This is a genomic window from Mediterraneibacter butyricigenes (assembly GCF_003574295.1).
Classification (GTDB): Bacteria; Bacillota; Clostridia; order Lachnospirales; family Lachnospiraceae; genus Mediterraneibacter_A; species Mediterraneibacter_A butyricigenes.
In genome coordinates, this window is record NZ_BHGK01000001.1 from 1,495,186 (window position 1) to 1,516,639 (window position 21,454).

Annotated in this window: 19 protein-coding genes, 1 tRNA gene and 3 rRNA genes; 2 read left to right on the forward strand and 21 right to left on the reverse strand. The window is 43.9% G+C overall.

Going from position 1 to position 21,454, the window contains the following annotated elements:
- Positions 1-24 precede the first annotated feature (24 nt).
- From KGMB01110_RS07370 to KGMB01110_RS07405, 8 genes are all read right to left on the reverse strand, one after another.
- Positions 25-2,915 (reverse strand): 23S ribosomal RNA (locus tag KGMB01110_RS07370).
- Between the two features lie 428 nt (positions 2,916-3,343).
- Positions 3,344-3,461: ribosomal RNA gene (gene rrf, locus KGMB01110_RS07375) — 5S ribosomal RNA — on the reverse strand.
- 106 nt (positions 3,462-3,567) lie between these two features.
- Positions 3,568-5,100, reverse strand: a 16S ribosomal RNA gene (locus tag KGMB01110_RS07380).
- The 16S, 23S and 5S rRNA genes sit together here with 1 tRNA gene alongside, the layout of an rRNA operon.
- A 424-nt stretch (positions 5,101-5,524) precedes the next feature.
- Positions 5,525-5,612: transfer RNA gene (locus tag KGMB01110_RS07385), tRNA-Ser, on the reverse strand.
- Between the two features lie 268 nt (positions 5,613-5,880).
- Positions 5,881-6,597, reverse strand: a complete 717-nt coding sequence (locus KGMB01110_RS07390; RefSeq protein ID WP_119297935.1) for a lysophospholipid acyltransferase family protein — start codon at positions 6,595-6,597, stop codon at positions 5,881-5,883.
- A gap of 34 nt (positions 6,598-6,631) precedes the next feature.
- Positions 6,632-7,192 (reverse strand): Fe-S-containing hydro-lyase, encoded by a 561-nt coding sequence (locus KGMB01110_RS07395; RefSeq protein ID WP_117602860.1) that lies wholly within the window; start codon positions 7,190-7,192, stop codon positions 6,632-6,634.
- 122 nt (positions 7,193-7,314) lie between these two features.
- Entirely contained in the window at positions 7,315-9,060 is a 1,746-nt protein-coding gene (locus KGMB01110_RS07400; RefSeq protein WP_119297936.1) for a DUF4153 domain-containing protein, read from the reverse strand.
- Positions 9,061-9,091: 31 nt separating this feature from the next.
- A complete protein-coding gene (locus KGMB01110_RS07405) occupies positions 9,092-9,937 on the reverse strand; it encodes a fumarate hydratase (protein ID WP_117889674.1) in 846 nt (281 codons plus the stop codon).
- 280 nt (positions 9,938-10,217) lie between these two features.
- Between KGMB01110_RS07405 and KGMB01110_RS07410 the strand changes: the two genes are divergently transcribed.
- Both KGMB01110_RS07410 and KGMB01110_RS07415 read left to right on the forward strand, forming a co-directional pair.
- A complete protein-coding gene (locus KGMB01110_RS07410) occupies positions 10,218-10,502 on the forward strand; it encodes an autorepressor SdpR family transcription factor (RefSeq protein WP_136626682.1) in 285 nt (94 codons plus the stop codon).
- Entirely contained in the window at positions 10,486-11,136 is a 651-nt protein-coding gene (locus tag KGMB01110_RS07415; protein WP_119297937.1) for an SdpI family protein, read from the forward strand. Before KGMB01110_RS07410 ends, KGMB01110_RS07415 begins: the two co-directional genes overlap by 17 nt.
- Positions 11,137-11,341: 205 nt before the next feature.
- Here the strand turns inward: KGMB01110_RS07415 and KGMB01110_RS07420 are convergent, their stop codons facing one another.
- The 13 genes from KGMB01110_RS07420 to KGMB01110_RS07480 all read right to left on the reverse strand — a co-directional run bounded on the left by KGMB01110_RS07420 (position 11,342) and on the right by KGMB01110_RS07480 (position 21,448).
- The gene (locus KGMB01110_RS07420) at positions 11,342-11,542 is read right to left on the reverse strand and encodes a hypothetical protein (protein WP_119297938.1); all 201 of its coding nucleotides are present in this window, start codon (positions 11,540-11,542) and stop codon (positions 11,342-11,344) included.
- A gap of 37 nt (positions 11,543-11,579) precedes the next feature.
- Entirely contained in the window at positions 11,580-13,319 is a 1,740-nt protein-coding gene (gene ptsP / locus KGMB01110_RS07425) for a phosphoenolpyruvate--protein phosphotransferase (RefSeq protein WP_170141701.1), read from the reverse strand.
- A gap of 4 nt (positions 13,320-13,323) precedes the next feature.
- Positions 13,324-13,593, reverse strand: a complete 270-nt coding sequence (locus tag KGMB01110_RS07430) for an HPr family phosphocarrier protein (protein ID WP_117602867.1) — start codon at positions 13,591-13,593, stop codon at positions 13,324-13,326.
- A 42-nt stretch (positions 13,594-13,635) separates the two neighbouring features.
- Positions 13,636-15,003 (reverse strand): PTS sugar transporter subunit IIA, encoded by a 1,368-nt coding sequence (locus tag KGMB01110_RS07435; protein WP_119297940.1) that lies wholly within the window; start codon positions 15,001-15,003, stop codon positions 13,636-13,638.
- A gap of 102 nt (positions 15,004-15,105) precedes the next feature.
- A complete protein-coding gene (locus KGMB01110_RS07440) occupies positions 15,106-16,173 on the reverse strand; it encodes a galactitol-1-phosphate 5-dehydrogenase (RefSeq protein WP_117602877.1) in 1,068 nt (355 codons plus the stop codon).
- Between the two features lie 74 nt (positions 16,174-16,247).
- A complete protein-coding gene (gene hxlB / locus KGMB01110_RS07445; RefSeq protein ID WP_117602878.1) occupies positions 16,248-16,808 on the reverse strand; it encodes a 6-phospho-3-hexuloisomerase in 561 nt (186 codons plus the stop codon).
- A gap of 127 nt (positions 16,809-16,935) precedes the next feature.
- A complete protein-coding gene (locus KGMB01110_RS07450) occupies positions 16,936-17,238 on the reverse strand; it encodes a hypothetical protein (RefSeq protein WP_119297941.1) in 303 nt (100 codons plus the stop codon).
- A 14-nt stretch (positions 17,239-17,252) separates the two neighbouring features.
- Positions 17,253-18,311, reverse strand: coding sequence for a galactitol-1-phosphate 5-dehydrogenase (locus KGMB01110_RS07455; protein ID WP_119297942.1), 1,059 nt, complete (start codon positions 18,309-18,311; stop codon positions 17,253-17,255).
- A gap of 174 nt (positions 18,312-18,485) precedes the next feature.
- Positions 18,486-18,953 (reverse strand): PTS sugar transporter subunit IIB, encoded by a 468-nt coding sequence (locus tag KGMB01110_RS07460; RefSeq protein WP_117602881.1) that lies wholly within the window; start codon positions 18,951-18,953, stop codon positions 18,486-18,488.
- A 43-nt stretch (positions 18,954-18,996) separates the two neighbouring features.
- On the reverse strand, positions 18,997-19,392 hold the full coding sequence (locus KGMB01110_RS07465) for a PTS sugar transporter subunit IIA (protein WP_117602882.1): 396 nt from the start codon (positions 19,390-19,392) through the stop codon (positions 18,997-18,999).
- A 131-nt stretch (positions 19,393-19,523) separates the two neighbouring features.
- A complete protein-coding gene (locus KGMB01110_RS15310) occupies positions 19,524-20,357 on the reverse strand; it encodes a PTS system mannose/fructose/sorbose family transporter subunit IID (RefSeq protein WP_119297943.1) in 834 nt (277 codons plus the stop codon).
- Positions 20,358-21,101 (reverse strand): PTS mannose/fructose/sorbose/N-acetylgalactosamine transporter subunit IIC, encoded by a 744-nt coding sequence (locus KGMB01110_RS15315; protein ID WP_243112712.1) that lies wholly within the window; start codon positions 21,099-21,101, stop codon positions 20,358-20,360.
- Positions 21,102-21,187: 86 nt separating this feature from the next.
- On the reverse strand, positions 21,188-21,448 hold the full coding sequence (locus tag KGMB01110_RS07480) for an HPr family phosphocarrier protein (RefSeq protein ID WP_117602884.1): 261 nt from the start codon (positions 21,446-21,448) through the stop codon (positions 21,188-21,190).
- Between the last annotated feature and the right edge of the window lie 6 nt (positions 21,449-21,454).

Genomic DNA, 21,454 nt, shown 5'->3' on the forward strand with positions numbered 1-21,454 from the left:
TTCATCCATTCTCCTATCACCTGTTTGGTTATGCCCTCGACCTATTAGTAACAGTCAGCTCCATGCATTACTGCACTTCCACCTCTGCCCTATCTACCTCGTCGTCTTCAAGGGGTCTTACTAACTTGACGTTATGAGATATCTCATCTTGAGGGGGGCTTCACGCTTAGATGCCTTCAGCGTTTATCCCTTCCCGGCTTGGCTACTCTGCTATGCTCTTGGTAGAACAACAGATACACCAGCGGCCAGTCCATCCCGGTCCTCTCGTACTAAGGACAGCTCCTCTCAAATATCTTACGCCCACGCCGGATAGGGACCGAACTGTCTCACGACGTTCTGAACCCAGCTCGCGTACCGCTTTAATGGGCGAACAGCCCAACCCTTGGGACCTACTTCAGCCCCAGGATGCGATGAGCCGACATCGAGGTGCCAAACCACTCCGTCGATGTGAACTCTTGGGAGTGATAAGCCTGTTATCCCCAGGGTAGCTTTTATCCGTTGAGCGATGGCAATCCCACTTTATACCACCGGATCACTAAGTCCTACTTTCGTACCTGCTCCACCCGTCGGTGTCGCAGTCAAGCTCCCTTCTGCCTTTGCACTCTTCGAATGGTTTCCAACCATTCTGAGGGAACCTTTGAGCGCCTCCGATACCCTTTCGGAGGCGACCGCCCCAGTCAAACTCCCCACCTGACATTGTCCCCCGACCCGATCAGGGCCGCTGGTTAGAAACCCAATACTGCAAGGGTGGTATCCCAACAGCGACTCCCCAACAACTGGCGTCATTGGTTCTTAGTCTCCCACCTATCCTGTACATGCAATATCGAATCCCAGTATCAAGCTGGAGTAAAGCTCCATGGGGTCTTTCCGTCCTGGCGCAGGTAACCAGCATCTTCACTGGTATTTCAATTTCACCGGGTGCATTGTTGAGACAGTGCCCAAATCATTACGCCTTTCGTGCGGGTCGGAACTTACCCGACAAGGAATTTCGCTACCTTAGGACCGTTATAGTTACGGCCGCCGTTTACTGGGGCTTAAGTTCAAAGCTTCGCTTGCGCTAACCTCTCCCCTTAACCTTCCAGCACCGGGCAGGCGTCAGCCCATATACCTCACCTTTCGGTTTTGCATAGACCTGTGTTTTTGCTAAACAGTTGCTTGGGCCATTTCTCTGCGGCCTGTCACCAGGCACTCCTTCTCCCGAAGTTACGGAGTCATTTTGCCGAGTTCCTTAACAATGCTTCTCCCGTCGGCCTTAGGATTCTCTCCTCATCCACCTGTGTCGGTTTACGGTACGGGTATTTTATGAACAATAGCGGCTTTTCTTGGCAGTTAGCTCACACGCTTCCTTACTTATAGTTCAGTCCGCATCACGTCTTCTCCTTATGAGGCGGATTTGCCTACCTCACGGATACCTCGCTTGCACCGGTCTTTCCATTCCCGGCTCGTGCTCTCTCCCTGCGTCCCCACAGTTCTGTCATAAAATAGTACAGGAATTTCAACCTGTTATCCATCGACTACGTCTTTCGACCTTGCCTTAGGCCCCGACTTACCCAGAGCAGATCAGCTTTACTCTGGAAACCTTAGATATTCGGCCGGAAGGATTCTCACCTTCCTCTCGCTACTCATTCCGGCATTCTCTCTTCCATACAGTCCACTACTCCTTCCGGTATAGCTTCTTCCCGTATGCAATGCTCCTCTACCAATCTTCTAAAAGATTCCTAGGCTTCGGTAGTGTGTTTCAGCCCCGGACATTTTCGGCGCAGGACCTCTCGACTAGTGAGCTATTACGCACTCTTTGAATGTATGGCTGCTTCTGAGCCAACATCCTAGTTGTCTTCGAAATCCCACATCCTTTTCCACTTAACACACATTTTGGGACCTTAGCCGTAGGTCTGGGCTCTTTCCCTTTTGACCATCCAACTTATCTCGGACAGTCTGACTCCCATACAGCATCTACACGGCATTCGGAGTTTGATATTCTTTGGTAAGCTTTGACGCCCCCGCGGAAATTCAGTGCTCTACCTCCGCAAGACTCGTATGAGGCTAGCCCTAAAGCTATTTCGAGGAGAACCAGCTATCTCCGGGTTCGATTGGAATTTCTCCCCTATCCACACCTCATCCCCACCCTTTTCAACGGATGTGGGTTCGGTCCTCCATTGCCTTTTACGGCAACTTCAACCTGGACATGGATAGATCACCCGGTTTCGGGTCTACTCCGTCTGACTTCTCGCTCAGTTAAAACTTGGTTTCCCTTCGGCTCCACACCTACAGTGCTTAACCTCGCCAGACAGCGTAACTCGCCGGACCGTTCTACAAAAAGTACGCGGTTCCGCCAATAATGCGGTTCCACAGCTTGTAAACATATGGTTTCAGGTTCTCTTTCACTCCCCTCCCGGGGTCCTTTTCACCTTTCCTTCACAGTACTATGCGCTATCGGTCACTAAGTAGTATTTAGCCTTACGGGGTGGTCCCCGCTTATTCAGTCAAGGTTTCTCGTGTCTCGACCTACTCTGGATCCCGCCTTGTCAACTCGTCTTTCGCTTACGGGGCTTTCACCCTCTCTGGCTGGCTTTCCCAAAACCATTCTGCTAAACTCATTGAATCAATTTCGCGGTCCGAACCCCAGCATGCACGCACACTGGTTTGGGCTCTTCCGTTTTCGCTCGCCGCTACTCACAGAATCACATGTTGTTTTCTCTTCCTCCGGCTACTTAGATGTTTCAGTTCACCGGGTTCCCCTCCTAACGTTATGTATTGGCGTTAGGATACTTGAGGTCTTCTCAAGTAGGTTTCCCCATTCAGAAATCTCCGGATCAATGGATATTTGCTCCTCCCCGAAGCTTTTCGCAGCTTATCACGTCTTTCATCGGCTCTTAGTGCCAAGGCATCCACCATACGCTCTTTTTAGCATAACCAACTTGCTTCGATTCACGGGAATGAATCTCAGCCACACATGTATAGCGTTACATGCGTTGGTAATAGTTCAATTATTTTAGTTCGTTTTCTTCGAACAAGTTAATGTTGTTAACATTACCTCGGATGTCTTGATATTTCTATCTTATCTTTGTATGCGATTTTCAAGGTACATAAAGATGCTCGATGTTGCTTCGCATCTTCTCTTTATTTCATTGACTGAATTTATCAGTCATTAGAAACCTGAACACTTTTAGAACTTCCTCTTTCTTTTTGTTCAACTCTCTAATCACTGGTAAAACCAGCTATCCGAACAGCACTTCCCTGCTGATGGGGTTGACCTCAGGCTCCCCTCTTTTCAGTTGCCTGTGTCTGTATCTATGCATAAATGTCGAGCAGCGATTCCGCTCTTTCATTTATTCTTTTTCAATTTTGGCGGCCACCTACTCTCCCACACCGTTACCAGTGCAGTACCATCGGCCGCTTAAGGCTTAACCATCGTGTTCGGGATGAGAACGGGTGTTTCCCTTAAGCGCATCGCCACCAAAAACCTTTAGGTTATTGATAACCCAACAATAGACAACAGCACTCTCTACTTTTTCTTCCGTTTTAGTTGGATTGTTCCAGACGAAAGAAATATTTCTTTATCCTTAGAAAGGAGGTGATCCAGCCGCACCTTCCGATACGGCTACCTTGTTACGACTTCACCCCAGTTATCGGTCCCACCTTCGGCAGCTCCCTCCTTACGGTTGGGTCACTGACTTCGGGCGTTACCAACTCCCATGGTGTGACGGGCGGTGTGTACAAGACCCGGGAACGTATTCACCGCGACATTCTGATTCGCGATTACTAGCGATTCCAGCTTCATGTAGTCGAGTTGCAGACTACAATCCGAACTGAGACGTTATTTTTGAGATTTGCTCGGCCTCACGACTCTGCTTCCCTTTGTTTACGCCATTGTAGCACGTGTGTAGCCCTGCCCATAAGGGGCATGATGATTTGACGTCATCCCCACCTTCCTCCAGGTTATCCCTGGCAGTCTCTCTAGAGTGCCCATCCTAATTGCTGGCTACTAAAGATAAGGGTTGCGCTCGTTGCGGGACTTAACCCAACATCTCACGACACGAGCTGACGACAACCATGCACCACCTGTCTCGAATGTCCCGAAGGAAAGGCGACATTACTCACCGGTCATTCGGATGTCAAGGGCAGGTAAGGTTCTTCGCGTTGCTTCGAATTAAACCACATGCTCCACCGCTTGTGCGGGTCCCCGTCAATTCCTTTGAGTTTCATTCTTGCGAACGTACTCCCCAGGTGGACTACTTATTGCGTTTGCTGCGGCACCGAATGGCTTTGCCACCCGACACCTAGTAGTCATCGTTTACGGCGTGGACTACCAGGGTATCTAATCCTGTTTGCTCCCCACGCTTTCGAGCCTCAACGTCAGTCATCGTCCAGTAAGCCGCCTTCGCCACTGGTGTTCCTCCTAATATCTACGCATTTCACCGCTACACTAGGAATTCCACTTACCTCTCCGACACTCTAGATCAACAGTTTCCAATGCAGTCCCGGGGTTGAGCCCCGGGTTTTCACATCAGACTTGCTGTTCCGTCTACGCTCCCTTTACACCCAGTAAATCCGGATAACGCTTGCCCCCTACGTATTACCGCGGCTGCTGGCACGTAGTTAGCCGGGGCTTCTTAGTCAGGTACCGTCATTTTCTTCCCTGCTGATAGAGCTTTACATACCGAAATACTTCTTCACTCACGCGGCGTCGCTGCATCAGGGTTTCCCCCATTGTGCAATATTCCCCACTGCTGCCTCCCGTAGGAGTTTGGGCCGTGTCTCAGTCCCAATGTGGCCGGTCACCCTCTCAGGTCGGCTACTGATCGTCGCCTTGGTGAGCCGTTACCTCACCAACCAGCTAATCAGACGCGGGCCCATCTTGTACCACCTCAGTTTTTACCCCTGCATCATGTGATGCTGTGGTCTTATGCGGTATTAGCAGTCATTTCTAACTGTTATCCCCCTGTACAAGGCAGGTTGCCCACGCGTTACTCACCCGTCCGCCACTCAGTCACAGGATCTTCATCTCCGAAGAAAATCAAATCAAGTGCTTCGTTCGACTTGCATGTGTTAAGCACGCCGCCAGCGTTCATCCTGAGCCAGGATCAAACTCTCGTATAAAGAACTTAGGCTTTGTTCTTTGAAGCCTTATGTTCGTTTACGCTTCGCATGTTCTGAGCGAGGTCTCCCACGAACTTAGAACTGTCGAAGCTTCTTCGTTTGTGTCCAGTTCAGAATCAACCTTCTGGCTAATTCTTCCCTTTTTACTGTTGTTTGGCATTGAACACTTGATGAGGTTCTTCACGAATCTAGTGTGAAAGCCGTTCGGCTTCGCCGAACTTCCTCGTGTCCAATACGTTCTTGAATTTTTTCTCTTATAAGAAATTTTCAAGGGTTGTTGTCTATTGTTCAGTTATCAATGTTCTTTTTCTTTGCTGTGCTCTCACGAGTCAGCCTAAATATAATACCATACATCTTTAAGCTTTGTCAACAGTTTTTTAAACTTTTTTTAAAAACTTTTTCGAAGCAGTTCTTATATTTAGAACGGAGAAAGAGGGATTTGAACCCTCGCGCCGGTCACCCGACCTACACCCTTAGCAGGGGCGCCTCTTCAGCCTCTTGAGTATTTCTCCAGCTACTGAATCAACCTACCAATGATAGGCCTGTATTCAATTACACTTTGCATTTTCGCTGAGTGCAAAAGTTATTATACTAAAAGCTTTTCTTTCTGTCAATGTCTATTTCACATTTTTATAAGATTTTTTTATGCGCTCTTTTAAGCCTGATTTCTAAGTTCCATCTCTTCCCAGATATGGTTCTTTCACGCTCTGTTTCTTCTATATATAGAAGAAAACCAGACCTATTTATTCCCAGGCACATCCATGATGCAGTCTGCTACAACTATTCTGCAAGATGTTCATCGATCGTCTTCTGAACCTGATCATGAACAATCGCTGCTATCTCCGTCGTTTTCATATCTTTATAATCCTCATAATACATCGGTTTCAGAAAATGCACCTGCACAACAGCCTGTCTGATGGAGTGGGTGTCAAAGGGTTTGAAAGAATCAACCAACGCAACCGGTATGATCGGGCACCTCGCCTTGGTCGCTGCTTTAAAACTTCCTCCTTTAAACTCTCCGATTTTATTTCCATTTTTGGAGCGGGTTCCTTCCGGAAAAATCAGATAATTTCTTCCACTTTGAACTTCCTTTGTGACACTCATAATAACTTTCATCGACTGACGAATATCTTCTCTGTCCATCATATAGGCTTTCATACAGGCAAACACCTCTTTTAAAAACGGAACTTTTGCCACTTCTTTTTTAAATACAACGGAAAACGGAGTCGGACACGCTTCCATAATCGCAAGCACATCAAACAATCCCTGATGATTAGGAAAAAACATAAATCCATTTTCCTTCGGAATATTTTCCGCCCCATAGACATCTATCCGGACATTTCCCCCTTTAACTGCCCGATGATCAATAAATCTCAACATTTCATAACGCTGTTCTTCCGTATATTTCTCCACATGCGCTGCATAATAGCACAACTTAAACCACATTATTGGCACCAGAAAAATATTTCGCAGCACCATCATCACGATTCTTCCCATTTTTTTACTCACTTTCGTATCTTTTCTTTTGTTTTTATTCCTCTTTCAGCGTTCTATATTCTCTGATCGCCGTTTCATATAAATTATTCCCCTCACAGTCAATTACCACAACCACCGGAAAATCTTCCACTTCCAGCTTCCGGATTGCTTCCGTTCCCAGATCATCATACGCCACAACCTCTGACTTCTTGATACATTTTGAAAGGAGCGCACCCGCACCGCCTACCGCAGCAAAATATACCGACTGATTGCGTTTGATTGCCTCGATGACTTCCGGGCTTCTTTTTCCTTTGCCAATCATCGCTCCCAGCCCCAGATCCAGCAACTGCGGAGCATATTTATCCATACGGCTTGCTGTTGTCGGCCCTGCAGAACCGATAGGGCGTCCTTCTCTCGCCGGTGACGGTCCCATATAATAGATCATCTGCTCTCTGATGTCTACCGGCAGTTCTTCGCCTCTTCCCAACGCTTCATACATTCTCTTATGAGCTGCATCTCTTGCCGTATAAATCGTTCCCGTAATATATACATAATCTCCGGCATGCAACGAATTTGCCACATCTTTTTTAATCGGTGCTTCTATATGTTTTTCCATCGTTTCTTCCTTCTTTCTTTTCTAATCCCTGTATCTCTGGCACTCATTTTTCACTTGATTCACTGATCCATTCTCCAAAATCTGTTCTTATACATTTTTCAGCAATCACCGCCTGCCATTTTTCATTTTGTCATCCAGTATCCTTCTATATAAATTGCCTGTACCTGTTTCGTGTTCTTTTCAACTTCCATCGAAACGGTATCTATCACAAACAGCGTATTGTCATCAATTGCAATTCGGCTTTGTTCTGCCGCAAATGCAGTAATTTCTGTTGTCGCTTCTCCATCCTCATCCTTCAGATTATGAATCCCAACTTCCACACACTGTGAAATAAAATTTTCAAGATTCACAACCCCAATTACTGATCCACTGCTGTTCTCTGTCAATTTAATCTGCATTAGATCTTCCGTTTCTTCCGCTCCACTCAGATCACAGGTAACCCTTTGCAGGCTGGAATATCCCCGGATGTCCAGATTCTGATTCATATACTCTGTATAAATCAAAACCGTTTCTCCTGCCGCCACATCTCCCGTTTTGTTTTCTCCGGCTATTTTCTCCATTTTTTCCAACTGTCCGGTCGTATAATTTTCTTTTAAGTAGGATTCACCTCCGACCGCTTCCGTCAGATACCGGTAAGCTCCGCTGACTTTTTCCTTCTCAGCCGTATTCAGGTCATCCTTTGCCCTGACAAGTTCCAGATTATGAATCTGACTGTAAAACGACATATCATAAGCATTCACGCCCGGCATCGCCCAAATTATACCAGAAATCACAATACAAACCGGAACTATTTTCTGCATCTTTTCAGCCCCCCGGAAATAAAGACACAGATAAATCGTTTCTACCACAAGCCATATTATTCCAAAGTAACGTTGCGGTGTCACGCCAAACTGCCAGATCCGAATCCCAACCGAATAGATTTGCAAAAAAATCAGTGGAATAAATAACCAGGGTAATCTTTCCGCAATCCGAGCCATCTTCAGCGGCTCCTGATGTTTTCCCTGTTTTTCTCTTTCATCATCCAGTTCATTCCGGCCCCCATGCCCTTCTACCGCTTCCATCATCGTCCAAGCTGCCACTCCGAGCAAAAACGCCACTGTCACGATCAGATAAATCTGATTCGACGGAATATCCTGATAAACCAGTATCTTCAATATATATACATAAATAATCACATACACGATCAGTGCAAGCGGAAATACGATCCCTTTCACCACAATTTTTGCAAACCGCTCCGCCTCTGATTCGGTTTCCGTCAGTGCAAACAGCCAAGACGGCACATAATACAGCCCCGTCACCAGAATCACCAGACGTTCCAACAAAGAAAAGCTATATCCGCGAATAAACAGCGTATAAATGATCGCACTGATCAGTCCGACACCAATCAAAAGAGCCAAATACACAATATGAATCCGTATCATATTTGCAAAGACCTTCAAAACATATTCTGCGAACCCATCTTTCGATCTTCGATAGCAGAAATATACCGCACCAAGCAGCATCAGACTCAGATAAACCATCTCAAGGCGTGTCAGCCAAAATCCGGTTTGCAGCTCTCTTTTTCCATAGAAGTAGTTTCCTGAAGCAATTCTTAAAGACACCAATATCAGAAAGAAACATAAAATCCCTTTCCTGGAAATTTTTATATTTCTTTGATACCAATATGATTCCGCGAAGAACATTCCTATCACCAGCCAGAACAGAAACGGCAACACTCCCCTTTCCAGCATCGGCTGATTCTTCATATCCAGTATCGCTGCCTCCAGAACGGTAACTGCTGCCACAAGCAGAATCGTCACCGGGTATCTCCTGAAACACTCTCTGATTTCTCTGGAAGATCGATCCATTAGCGATCTCACATTTCCCATGCAGTTCCTCCTTATACAATCTGTCTGACCATTAAATCGTCCTTACCGCATGCCGGTTCACATGACAGCAGATATTGATTCCGACCGGAAGTCCTGCAATATGGGTCGGATAGGTATTTACGTTGACTGCAAGTGCCGTGGTCGTTCCGCCAAGTCCACCCGGTCCGATTCCCAGGCCATTGATCTTTGAGAGCATTTCCTCTTCCAGATCTTTTACCCATGCAATGTCCGAATGGGTTCCCACTTCTCTCGTCAATGCCTCTTTCGCCATCAGGGCACATTTTTCAAAGGTTCCACCGATTCCTACGCCTACTACCATCGGCGGACAGGCATTCGGTCCCGCATCCTTTACAGCCGTCAGAATCGCCTGCTTCACCCCTTCGATTCCTTCTGCCGGTTTCAGCATAAAAACACGACTCATATTTTCACTTCCGAATCCTTTCGGCGCAACCTTGATCTTCACCTGATCACCCGGAACAATCCTGGTATGAAGGATCGCCGGTGTATTATCTTTCGTATTTTCTCTGAGGATCGGATCTCCTACTACCGATTTCCGCAGATAGCCTTCCACATATCCCTGGCGCACGCCTTCATTGACTGCTTCCGTCAGATCTCCGCCTTCCAGATGCACATCCTGTCCGATTTCCAGAAAAATAACTGCCATTCCGGTATCCTGACAGATTGGAATCATATCCTTTGCTGCAATCTCAAGATTTTCCTGCAATTGCCCCAGAATCTGCTTTCCAAGAGGAGCCTTTTCCGTCTGTTCTGCATTCTTTAACGCACAGTCCATGTCTTCCGATAAGAAGTGATTTGCCTCAATACACATCTCCTTAATATTTCTTGTTATTTCTCCGACTTGAATCGTTCGAATCATATTTCATCCATCCTTAGTTTTAGATTTTCTTTTTATTATAATATAGTTTGAAGAAAATATATACCCTGTTTCCAACATGAAACATACCATCTGTTGTTTTGCAAAAACTACGGTTCTTTCTCATGGAATCTCCGAAACAACTGTTTTTAGATTCACGCGTTTAGATGGAACAAACAAGTAATTTAGAATTTTTTCTAAATAGTTATTGCTTTCTCCCCCTGAAAGTGTTATAAAGTAATTAGAAAATTTTCTAAATAGTTTTTTATCGGAAGTGATTTTTATGGGATTTGCTGAAACATTCAAAGCCTTATCCGACCCGATTCGCCGTGAAATCCTGACATTACTGAAAAATGGTCGATTGTCCGCCGGCGAGATTGGTTCTCACTTCGAGATGACCGGAGCCACAATTTCCTATCACCTCAGTATTTTAAAAAAGGCCGGATTGATCTTTGAATCAAAAGAAAAAAATTATATTTATTACACACTGAATACTTCTGTTGTGGAAGAAGTCATGCTCTGGCTATCAGAGCTGAAAGGAGATGTTTCTCATGATCAAGAAAAATAAAGGATTTATCCTTGTCACAACATTTGTCACACTACTTCCGATGTTTGTCGGACTTTTCCTTTGGAATCAGCTTCCCGATAAAATGCCTACACATTTTAACGGACAGGGCGTAGTTGACGGATATAGCGGAAAGCCTTTCGCTGTCATAGGAATCTATCTGTTTTGCGCCGCTATGCACCTTCTCTGTGCATTTGTTACCGCTTCAGATCCGCGAAAAAGCAATATCAGCCAGAAAATCTATCGGCTGATTCTGTGCATTTGCCCGTTAGTTTCCCTCTTTGTAGCTGTAACCATGTACGGAACTGCTCTGAACTATAACATTTTATCTGTTGATACTCTGGCCATCCTGCTAGTCGGAGTTCTGTATATTGTTCTTGGCAATTACCTGCCGAAGTGCCGTCAGAATTATACCATCGGTATTAAACTTCCCTGGACCCTCAGCAATGAAGACACCTGGGACTATACCCACCGCATGGCTGGAAAGTGGTGGATTGGCGGCGGAATTCTTACAATTCTTGCAAGCTTTCAACACCTGATAGATCCCGTATATGTTTTCATTGCAATTACTCTGATAATTACTTTGATTCCAGCTGTTGCATCTTATTTATATTACAGAAAGCACATGGGATTTTAGAGCAAAATGCGTTGACGAAAATCATTATCTTACCACAAAAGGTTGCAACGGGAACATCCCTTTTGCAGAAAAATAAGAAAGAAACCTTCATAAAAAACAGAGCAGACATATCATGTTTCCATAAATATATCTGCTCTGTTTTGCATTTTTCTTCATAGAATCGGGATTTCATGTAAATTTCTTAAATCTACAAACTGGTTACCAACTATTTTCTCTTCACCCTGTCGATCACCAACAGCAAAATTCCAAGGATTGCTGCTCCACCAAGGAGCGCAACAAGTACCCCCTCTTTTCCCATTGCAACATACAATACATTCGTCCCGATCAGAACAGCAATTCCCACTGCAATCGCTAATAATAAAGAAACTAACATTACAACCGCTGTTGAAGCAAATATTTTTTTCATCGCACTTACCTCTCAAACTAAATTCCATCCCGTACCTTTACAAATCCAAAAGCGCACCCAAATTCTTTTTTATCAAATCCTCTTTCAGTGTTTCTTTGATTTCTTCTGCATCTGAAAGTTCCTCTGTCAAATATGTATAAGAGATCTCAGGTTCTTCCCGATTTGTCAGTGACAAGATTTTTTTCACACGATTCATAGAATTCGGATTCATACTCAGTTCATCAAGACCTAATGCCATCAGCAATCTTGTTGCCAAAGTATTTCCTCCAAACTCTCCACAGATACAAACATGTTTTCCATGTTTATGTGCACCGTCCACCGTCATTTTTATCAATTTCAAAACTGCCGGATGAAATTCTGTAAACAGTTCACTTACATTCGGATTGTCACGGTCTACTGCCATTGTGTACTGTGTCAGATCATTACTTCCTATAGAAAAGAAATCCGCTTCTTTTGCCAGGGTTTCCGCACACAGTGCTGCGGACGGAACTTCAATCATAAGTCCCACTTCTACATCATCTGCAACAGGAATCCCCTCATCTTTCAATTCCTGTTTTGCCTCCTCCAGCACCGCATTTGCTTCTCGAAATTCTCCGATTCCCGAAATCATCGGATACATAATTCGCAAATGTCCATACACACTGGCTCTTAACAAGGCACGTAATTGTTTTTTCAACAGCTCTTTTCTCTTCAGACAGAAGCGAATCGCTCTGCATCCAAGAAACGGATTCGTTTCTATTGGCATGTCTAAATATTCTATCTGCTTATCTCCGCCTGCATCAAATGTACGAATCGTTACCTTTGCATCCGAAAATGTTTCCAGAACTGATTTATAAACTTCCATCTGTTCTTCTTCTGATGGCATTCTGGATGCTTCCATAAATAAAAATTCTGTTCGAAACAGTCCAATTCCTTCTGCTCCTGCTTCCTTCGCTCTTTTTGCATCTGCAATTCCACCTATGTTGGCACGTATTGCAATATGTTGTCCATCTTCTGTCTTTCCGAGCTGTTTTGAAAAAGGTTCTAATCCTTTCCGAAGCGCATCGGCACGTGCAATATTGTCCAGAATGATTTTCTGTTCTTCGACCGTCTTATTTGTCTCCACGATTCCTTGCGAACCATGAAGATAAATGTTTTCTGCCTCTTTTAATTTTTCAACTGCCTGATCAATTCCAAACACTGCCGGAATCGACATACTTCTTGCAATAATCGCCACATGCGCTGTTCTTCCACCTTTTTCACAGACAATTCCTTTAATATGTCTTGCATCTCCAGCCACCAATTGCGACGGTTCCAGTTCTTCCGCAACCAGAATGACATCCTGATCCAAAATAGTGATATCATTTCCTTTCACACCCTGAAGATCCAATAAGATCCGTTTTGACACATCTTTGATATCAGCCGCCCTCTCTTTAATATATTCATCTTCCACCTCTGCCAGTACCTGACAAATCATTCGTTCATTCTGAATCAGTGCAGATTCTGCGCATAGCTGATCTTCCCGGATCAGCTCTTCTGTATTTTCCACCAGTTCCGGATCATCCAGGAACTCCAGATGAATCTTTATAATTGCCAGTGCTTCTTCCGAAAGCGACGCTCCGCGTTGTCTGATCAAATCCTGAAAATAAGATTTCATATGGTTTCTTGATACCTGAAATCGTTTCAGCTCCTGCTCAACATCTTCTGTCTCTATCTGCAGCATATCCTCAAAAGATACTTCTTCAAGAACCAGAGGTTTGGCAATCGCCTCTCCAGATGAAATTGCAATCCCTTTCATTGCTTTATTCCTCCTCATTAAAGTTTGCTGCTGCCAGTGTCAGAATCGCATCCATTGCCTCTTTTTCATCTGAACCATCCGCAGTTACTTCAATCACACTTCCCTTATGAATTCCCAAAGTCAGTATTCCGATCACACTCTTTGCACTCTTCTTCTTTCCATTTAAACTGACTTTAATATCTGCCTCATACCGTTTCGCTGTTTCCACGAAATCTCCTGCCGGTCTTGCATGCAATCCACTCTTGTTTCGGATCGTAATTTTTTCGCTGATCATAATACAAACTCCCCCTTTTTGTGTAATTAATTTTGAATAGGATTAAATAGGATTGATTACGTCTCTGATATCTTTCGCACATTTTGCTTCTCTGATTTTCTTCTTTTTCTGAGGATCATTCAGAAGTTCTATGATGTCCTCGATAATCGCAATGTGTGAGGTATCATCATTAGATATCAACATAATAATAATCGATACACTTCTTCCACCTTCATGCATCGGAACTTCGTGTTCCAATGTCACCAGACTGATACATGGCACATCCACAGCATCCGTCAACAAATGCGGAAACGCCACTCCCTCGTCTATGACAGTATATCCACGATACTTCTGATTCAGATCAATCATCGTATCAATCTGCTTTTGCCGGATTAAACCTCGATGCATCAATAAATCTCCTGCCAATTGAATTGCTTCATCTCCGGAATTCACAGTAGCCTGTACCTTCACCAAATCGCTATCCAAAAGATCACTTAACCCTTTCATACTCTTATTTGGTTCTTTATACTGACGTTCCTGCAAATATTTTGCTATTTCCATAGACAACATCAGCTTCTGCTCCTTTTGGATTTCCGGCATCCTCATCATGACATTCACTGTTTCATTCACAATCCTTCTTCGCTCAGTGATCGGAAGTCTGAATTGCATCACATGAACCAGATTAATCAATTCTTCTTTTGTTACAACCGAGGAAATCTTATAGTACTTTTCCTCTATTTCCGGCAGATCAATCGTACTCAGAAGAATATCATAATCCAGAAAATCTTTTACTTTTAAAAACTCATGATATGACAAACATTTTATTTCATTTACATTACTGAACAACTGCTCCAATCGATATTTGATCAATCGAGATTCATTTACAATTCCACTGCTCACTACTACAATCTCATGTTTATTGCTCAGCGCTTCAAATTCCGAATTAGCAAGACAGGATACCACTTCCACCAGAATTTCTGCTACTTCATATTCCGTCGGCTGATATACTTTCCTACTCTTATTCGAGATCAGTGCCGTCAGCAGACTTTTACAAAGTTCATACTCTTTCTCCCAGTTTTTAATGCTATACCCAATTTCATCTTCATACGGAAACCGAAGTCCAAGCAAATGCTTGTTAAGAAACACATCCATATCTTTTGAAATATTAAGAATCCCATCTCTTTCCCATGGAATATAATAGCCAAACGCCTCTTCTATTCGATGCAAAAACGTCTGGATCTCATGTTGCGTGAAAACAGAATGGCTGTTTTTTCTTGATTCCCGATTTGCACTGTGCCAGACCATATTCAGATATTTATTCTCGATCTCCGGAATCTCATCCGGCGTCAACATTTCAAAAAACCGGTCAAACCGAATTTCCGTCACTTCACCATATAATCTGTCATAATGTATCGTGCAATAAATACGCATACGAAAAACACCCCTTTGCCTGGCATTGACAAAGAGGTGTTTCTCGTATAGGGCTATTATATGATTTTATTTCAAAAACGCAAAAGCGTTCTTGCCGGCAATCTATTTCTCATCCAGAGCTGGCTCGATCAGAATCTTGTAGAAGAATTCCGAATGATCTGCCATGATCTTCACTGCATCATATGTCTTAGACAGCGGCAGTCTGTGGGAAATGATCGGTGCTGTCTTGATCTTTCCGCTGCTCAGTGCTTCAAGAGCGATATCCCATGCGTTGTGTGGAAGTCTCTTGAATTCGAAACTCCATGTACCTTTGATGGTGATCTGTCCACGAAGGATTTTCTCGTATGTCGGGTTGGTGATTTCCAGAGATTTTGTCGGTCTTCCTACCAGTCCCATACGTCCGCCGCTCTTTAACAGTGCGATTGCCTGATTGAATACAACACCTGCTCCGGATGCCTCGAATACAGCGTCCAGTCCATTGCCGTTTGTCTTTTCTTTAATAATTGCTTCTGCATCTTCTTCAGCACTGCAGATTGCATCTACCAGACCCATTTCCTTTGCAACTGCAACTTTCTTCGGATCCAGATCGATTGCGAATACATGAGCTGCTCCAAATGCCTTTGCCCACTGTGCTACGAAGATACCGATTGCTCCCAGTCCGTATACAGCTACGTCTTCTCCAACCTTTACTTCGTTGTTGGATACTACATGGAGTGCAACAGAGATCGGCTCCAGGAATGCAACAGATTCTTCATCTACATTATCCGGTACGAATACCAGGTTCTTCTCCGGTACTTTTACATACTCAGCGAAACCACCATCATTTCTGGATCCCAGAAAATCATAATGCTCGCACAGAGCAAACTGTCCAACTTCACAGAATTTACAGGTACGGCATGGAATCAACGGAATAACTGCAACTCTCTTACCGATGATGTCTTTAGATACGCTTTCTCCAACTTCAGTGATTGTGCCACCAAATTCATGTCCCGGAATGGTCGGGAAGTGATAAGTTCCCTGTGTCAGAACACGCGGGATATCAGATCCGCATACTCCACAGGCAGATACTTTTACCAGAACATCTTCTGCTCCAAGTTCCGGTATCGGAACCTGCTCATATCTTAAATCATTAGGGGCATGTAAGTTAGCTGCGTACATCATTTTCTGCATAATAAACTCCTCCGTTTATGCTGAAACTTTTTTATTTCTAATTTTATCTTTCTTATTTATTGAATTTCAAAACCTTATTCCAGGTTTGCGTGCTTTCTCCAGAGGCTGTGTAAGTCTGTAATTCCTTCTTTGTCTACGATCAACAGTGCGATCATATCTCCGAGAAGAAGCAGACTCTGCTCAAACAAGCTGCTCATTACCTGGTTTGATTTTATCTCATCCGGAAGATCCAGTTTGGTGCTGCATGGGATTCTTACGAACAGATCTTCGTAAGGAGTCATACTGCTGTTTGCATTGGATCCGATATGCGCGATCTTTGCATTATATTTCTTTGCAATCTTAACGATAGCAACCGGAACTGCACTTTCTCCGGATCCTGATCCAACGATCAGAAGGTCTTTGTCTGTGATTGCAGGCTCATCGATAGCACCAACAAAGTTTGCCTCGATTCCAAGATGGTTCAGTCTCTTTGTGAAAGCCTGAAGCATCAGAAGCACTCTTCCCACGCCAACTACGAATACCTTTTCGGCGCTACAGATCATCTCTGTCAGCTCTACTACCTGTTTTTCATCTACTGTATCAAACACGCCCTGAAGTTCGCTTAAAACGGTCTGTTTTGCCTGTGTAAAATCCATGAATCTTATTCCTCCTACCGATTCATCCTCTGATTCAGCCGATTTCACTCTCCGACTCTTCCGAAAATTTCCATCATCTTCTGTCAGAGATTGTCCATCGCCTTTTCCTCAGATTTCTTTTATTACTCTATCGATTTTCTTCAATTAACTTTATAAAAGATGCCTTGTAACGGGATACGTCTGTTGTCAGAGTCAATCCCACCTGGTTGATGGTAAACAGCTGATTGATGGACCAGTCGAAGATTCCAAGCAGGAATACAGGATCCTGCAACACTTCCGGCTTGTCTGCGATCAGTTCATTCATCTTCATATCCAGCGCTGCAAAGTTCTTCTGGAACTTTTTCAGGTATCCTTTTTGAATACTGTCTTCTCCCAGGATATCTGTGATATGTTCTGTGATATATTTGTTGAAATCGATTTTCTTCTTCACGTTTTATATTCTCCTTACTCGTTGTCAAGAGCAGCACTGTAAATTGCTTTACAGATAACGATCTCGTGATCGTGGATCTGATCGAAGAGTTTCTTCATTCCCTCGATACCAGCCTTGTGTGTGATCAGGTCACCTACCTCCAGTTTTCCTTCACTGATCATCTGTACCGTGTATTTCCACTCATTGATCGGTGTCTCAGAATAGCTGGAGTTCCAGATTCCAAGCATGTTCAGTTCTTTTCTCAGGATCAGGCTGTGGTTTGCCAGTTCGATCTTTGTATCAGTATGCGGGTTACCCATCCATACAAGATTTCCACCGATTCTTGTACACTGGATTGCATTGTTCAATCCTGCAGAGCTTCCTGTTCCTTCTACAACAACGTCCATTCCACGTCCGTTTGTCATTTCATTGACACGTGCTACTACATCTTCTTTGATACTGTTGATTACAGTAAATCCTCTATCTTCTGCAAATTTTACTTTTACATCATCAATATCTACCAGTGCAACTTCTTTTGCTCCAAAGATTTTTGCCCATCTTGCCATCATAATACCGATCGGGCCTGCTCCGAAGATCAATACAGTCTGTCCTGCATTTACTCCACCTCTTCTCAGTGCATGCTGAGCAACACAGGCCGGCTCTGTCATACACAGCTCTTCCAGGTTGATATCCTGATTCTGAGCTTCTACAAGGTGCCAACGGGACGGTACCAGACAATACTGAGCGAATCCACCGTTGTTACGGGATCCTAAGTATCCATAGTTCTGGCACTGGCAGTAATTTCCAATTTCACATGGGTCACAATTGCGGCATGGAATCAACGGGAATACAGCAACTTTCTTACCGATCACATCTTTGTCTTTCTCGTTACCTACTGCTACAACTTCTCCGGAAAATTCATGTCCTGTTACTACCGGATATACTCTTGTTCCCAATTCGTATACACGCGGAATATCGGAACCACAAATTCCACAGGCACCGATTTTTACAAGAATCTCATCACCCTTCGGTGTTGGTGTCTCAATCTCTTCACATCTGAAATCATTAATTGCGTGTAATACCATTGCTTTCATAATCTTACTCTTCCTCTCTCTAATTCGTACGAATAAACTATTTCCAATAACTTCCTGTACATTTTACCTGAATGTACCTCTATTCTTCTCTTATCCTTAACCTTTACGTGGAAGAGACTGCCTTGGAAGCTTTCGCCTCAAGAACAGTCTCCAATTTTAGCTTTCAGCTGATTCTTAGATGTCTTTCAGTTCGTAGCGCTTTTCAGCCGGAATGATCTGAATTGCAACATCGATTCCCTTTGCCTGGAAATCTTTAATGCACTGACGCTCTTCCGGAGAAGCAGATACATTCTTATAAAGAGTGGTACGCTCTGCGTTCTTTCCCATTCCTCCGATGTTGACTGCCTTGATGTCGATTCCAGCATCGACAATCTTTCTCAGGCTCAGTGGGGATTTGCAAAGGATATAACTCGGAACTTTCAGTCCTTCCTGAAGTTTAGCTACTGCATCATCTTCAGATAAAGCAACTACCTTTACTCCCTTCGGAGCAGCATTCTGAAGAACAAACAACATAAAGTCGTCTTTTGCAACTCTGTCATCAACAACGATGATCTCGTCTGCACGCAGTGTCTTCATCCAGGCTGTCATAACCTGTCCATGGATCAAACGATCGTCTACTCTTACCAACAATAAATTTTCCATACTATCGTCTCCTTATATTGTGAATTTTTAGGGTTGCCAAATTTTAACCAATTGCAATCTGATCGATTCCGTTGCCGGCCTCATTCAGTGCATTGTCAAAAATCTCATCAATCTTTCCATTGCTTCTGTCATCGAATACAATGCTCATCAACATTGGAAGATTCATTCCTGTTGCAACTTTGATATTTTTTCCTTTAAATACCAATCCGGCACTTCTGTTGTAAGGAGTACCACCCTTTAAGTCTGTCAGAACGATCACACCATTTCCGTCATCTACCTTATCGATGGCAGCTTCCAGAATTTCGTCATATTCTTCTGCAGATACGCCGGGACGAAGAGGAGCTACTTCACAGTTCTCGATCTCTCCGGTAAACATCTCCGTTGTTCCTTTTAAACCAACGCAAAATTCCCCATGACTTGCAATCACAATTCCTATCATTTTAATTCCTCTTTTAAGCTCTTTCTAAATCCTAAATCCTCTATACAGGATAAATCCTGATCGGCAAATTGCCGTTGTTTTCGATGTTAAAAGTTTTAAAAAGGGGCTGCAAGGCAGCCCCCTTATGTAATTTATGCTGCTGTCTGACCAAGAATTCCAAGCAGTGAGCATACGATACCAAATACAAAGATAATACCGATTACTACTGTTGGGTTCATCTTCTTCTTTCCGATCATCCACCATACTAACATGGTGATAACAAGCGGAATGACACCAGGAAGCAGTGTATCGAACATATCCTGTACAACTACTTCTACATTACCTGACATAAACTTAAGCGGACAAGAAACCGTAACTCGTGAATATGCCATGTTTCCGACTACGATCAAACCTACAATAGAGAATGCTTCTGTGATACGATCGATCACACCACTCTGCAGAAGCTGTACGATAGCGGAACGTCCCTGTTTGTAACCCAGCATAAAGCAGTTATATCCAAACAGGATCATAAGTACTTTGTAAACAATTTCAAACATGATTGGTCCTGCATAGTTTCCATCAAGAGCGAAACTACAGCAGATACCTGCCAAGATCGGGTAACATACTGCCTGAGAAATTGTATCACCGATACCAGCCATAGGTCCCATCAGACCAGTTCTCAGAGCGTTGACGTCTTCACCTGTGATTTCAGCGCCGTTAGCGATCTGCTCTTCCATGGAGATTGTAATACCGTGGATAACAGTACCCATCCATGACGGCTCTGTGTTGAAGAATACCATGTATTTCTTCAGTGCTTCAACCTGTTCCTCTTCAGTATCATACAGTTTTCTAACAACTGTGATCATCTGGTTTGTGTTACCAAGAGCCTGAAGACGTTCGTAGTTGTAACATGTCTCACTTGAATAAGTAAGTGCCCAAGCTTTCACGAGGGTCTTTTTGTCAAGCTGTTTCTTCAATTCTGCCATTTATGCTTCCTCCTTTCCTGCTCCAAAGAAGTACATAATTACTGCGATACATGTACCGAATACGAACAAGGACATTGTATCCAGTCCAAGGTATACAGTAGCAAAGTAACCTACGAAGAAGAAAGCAATAAGCTTTTTCTTTCCGATGTAGTTCAACAGCATTGCAATACCTAATGCCGGCATGATGGAACCTACAAGGTTCAAAGCATCGATCAGCCACTGTGGAACTGCACTCAGAGCACTCTCAGCCCAGCTTGCTCCAAGAACAACCATCAGGAATGCAGGAATTCCATAAAGAACTGCTGCGGTTAAGAATGATGGTAAGTAGTTCATCAAACGTACCATTTTGATATTTCCTTTTTCAAGGAACTTATCAGCCTGGTGTACCCAGAGAGCATTGATTGTCATGTAAGCCTGGTTAATCAGGATACCTACAAGTGACAGTGTTACGGCAAATGTTGTTGCCATTGTCGGATCAGCACCAGACAGTACGGTAAGTGCTGTACCGAAGATACCTGCAACCATCAGGTTACCCGGCATAGATCCTCCAGCTGTAATCCATCCAAGATAGGTCAGCTGAATGTATGCAGCTGCCTGCATACCTACCAAAGGTTCTCCCAGGATGACACCTGTCAGGAAACCTGACCAGATAGGATAAAGCCATGTCCTGGTAACAAGGTGGCAGAACCACCACTGGCTGCCGATAGCCAGAAGCGCGATTAATAACGCCTGCAAGTAAATCATAAGGACACCTCCTCAAAAAAATAGTAATAATAGAGTTATTTAATTACCGCAATCCCTTGCGAATAATTACAAAATCAGGATTCCGTTCAGTCTTTCTGTGAACGGATCAGCGCCAATACGCTGTCGAGAGCTTCTTTTTCATCGGCTCCCTCTGCCTGGATCTTCAGTTCTGTTCCCTGCATCAGTGCTGCAGTCAGAATCTGAAATGGATCTCTGGCATCAATTCTTTCATCTTCTTTGATGAATGTTACAGAACTTTGGTAGTTCTCCAGAAGTTCTTTCATTTGAGCAGCTACCCGAATGTGGATTCCCATTCGGTTTGTAACAGTAAATTCAACTTCTTTCATCTCTTT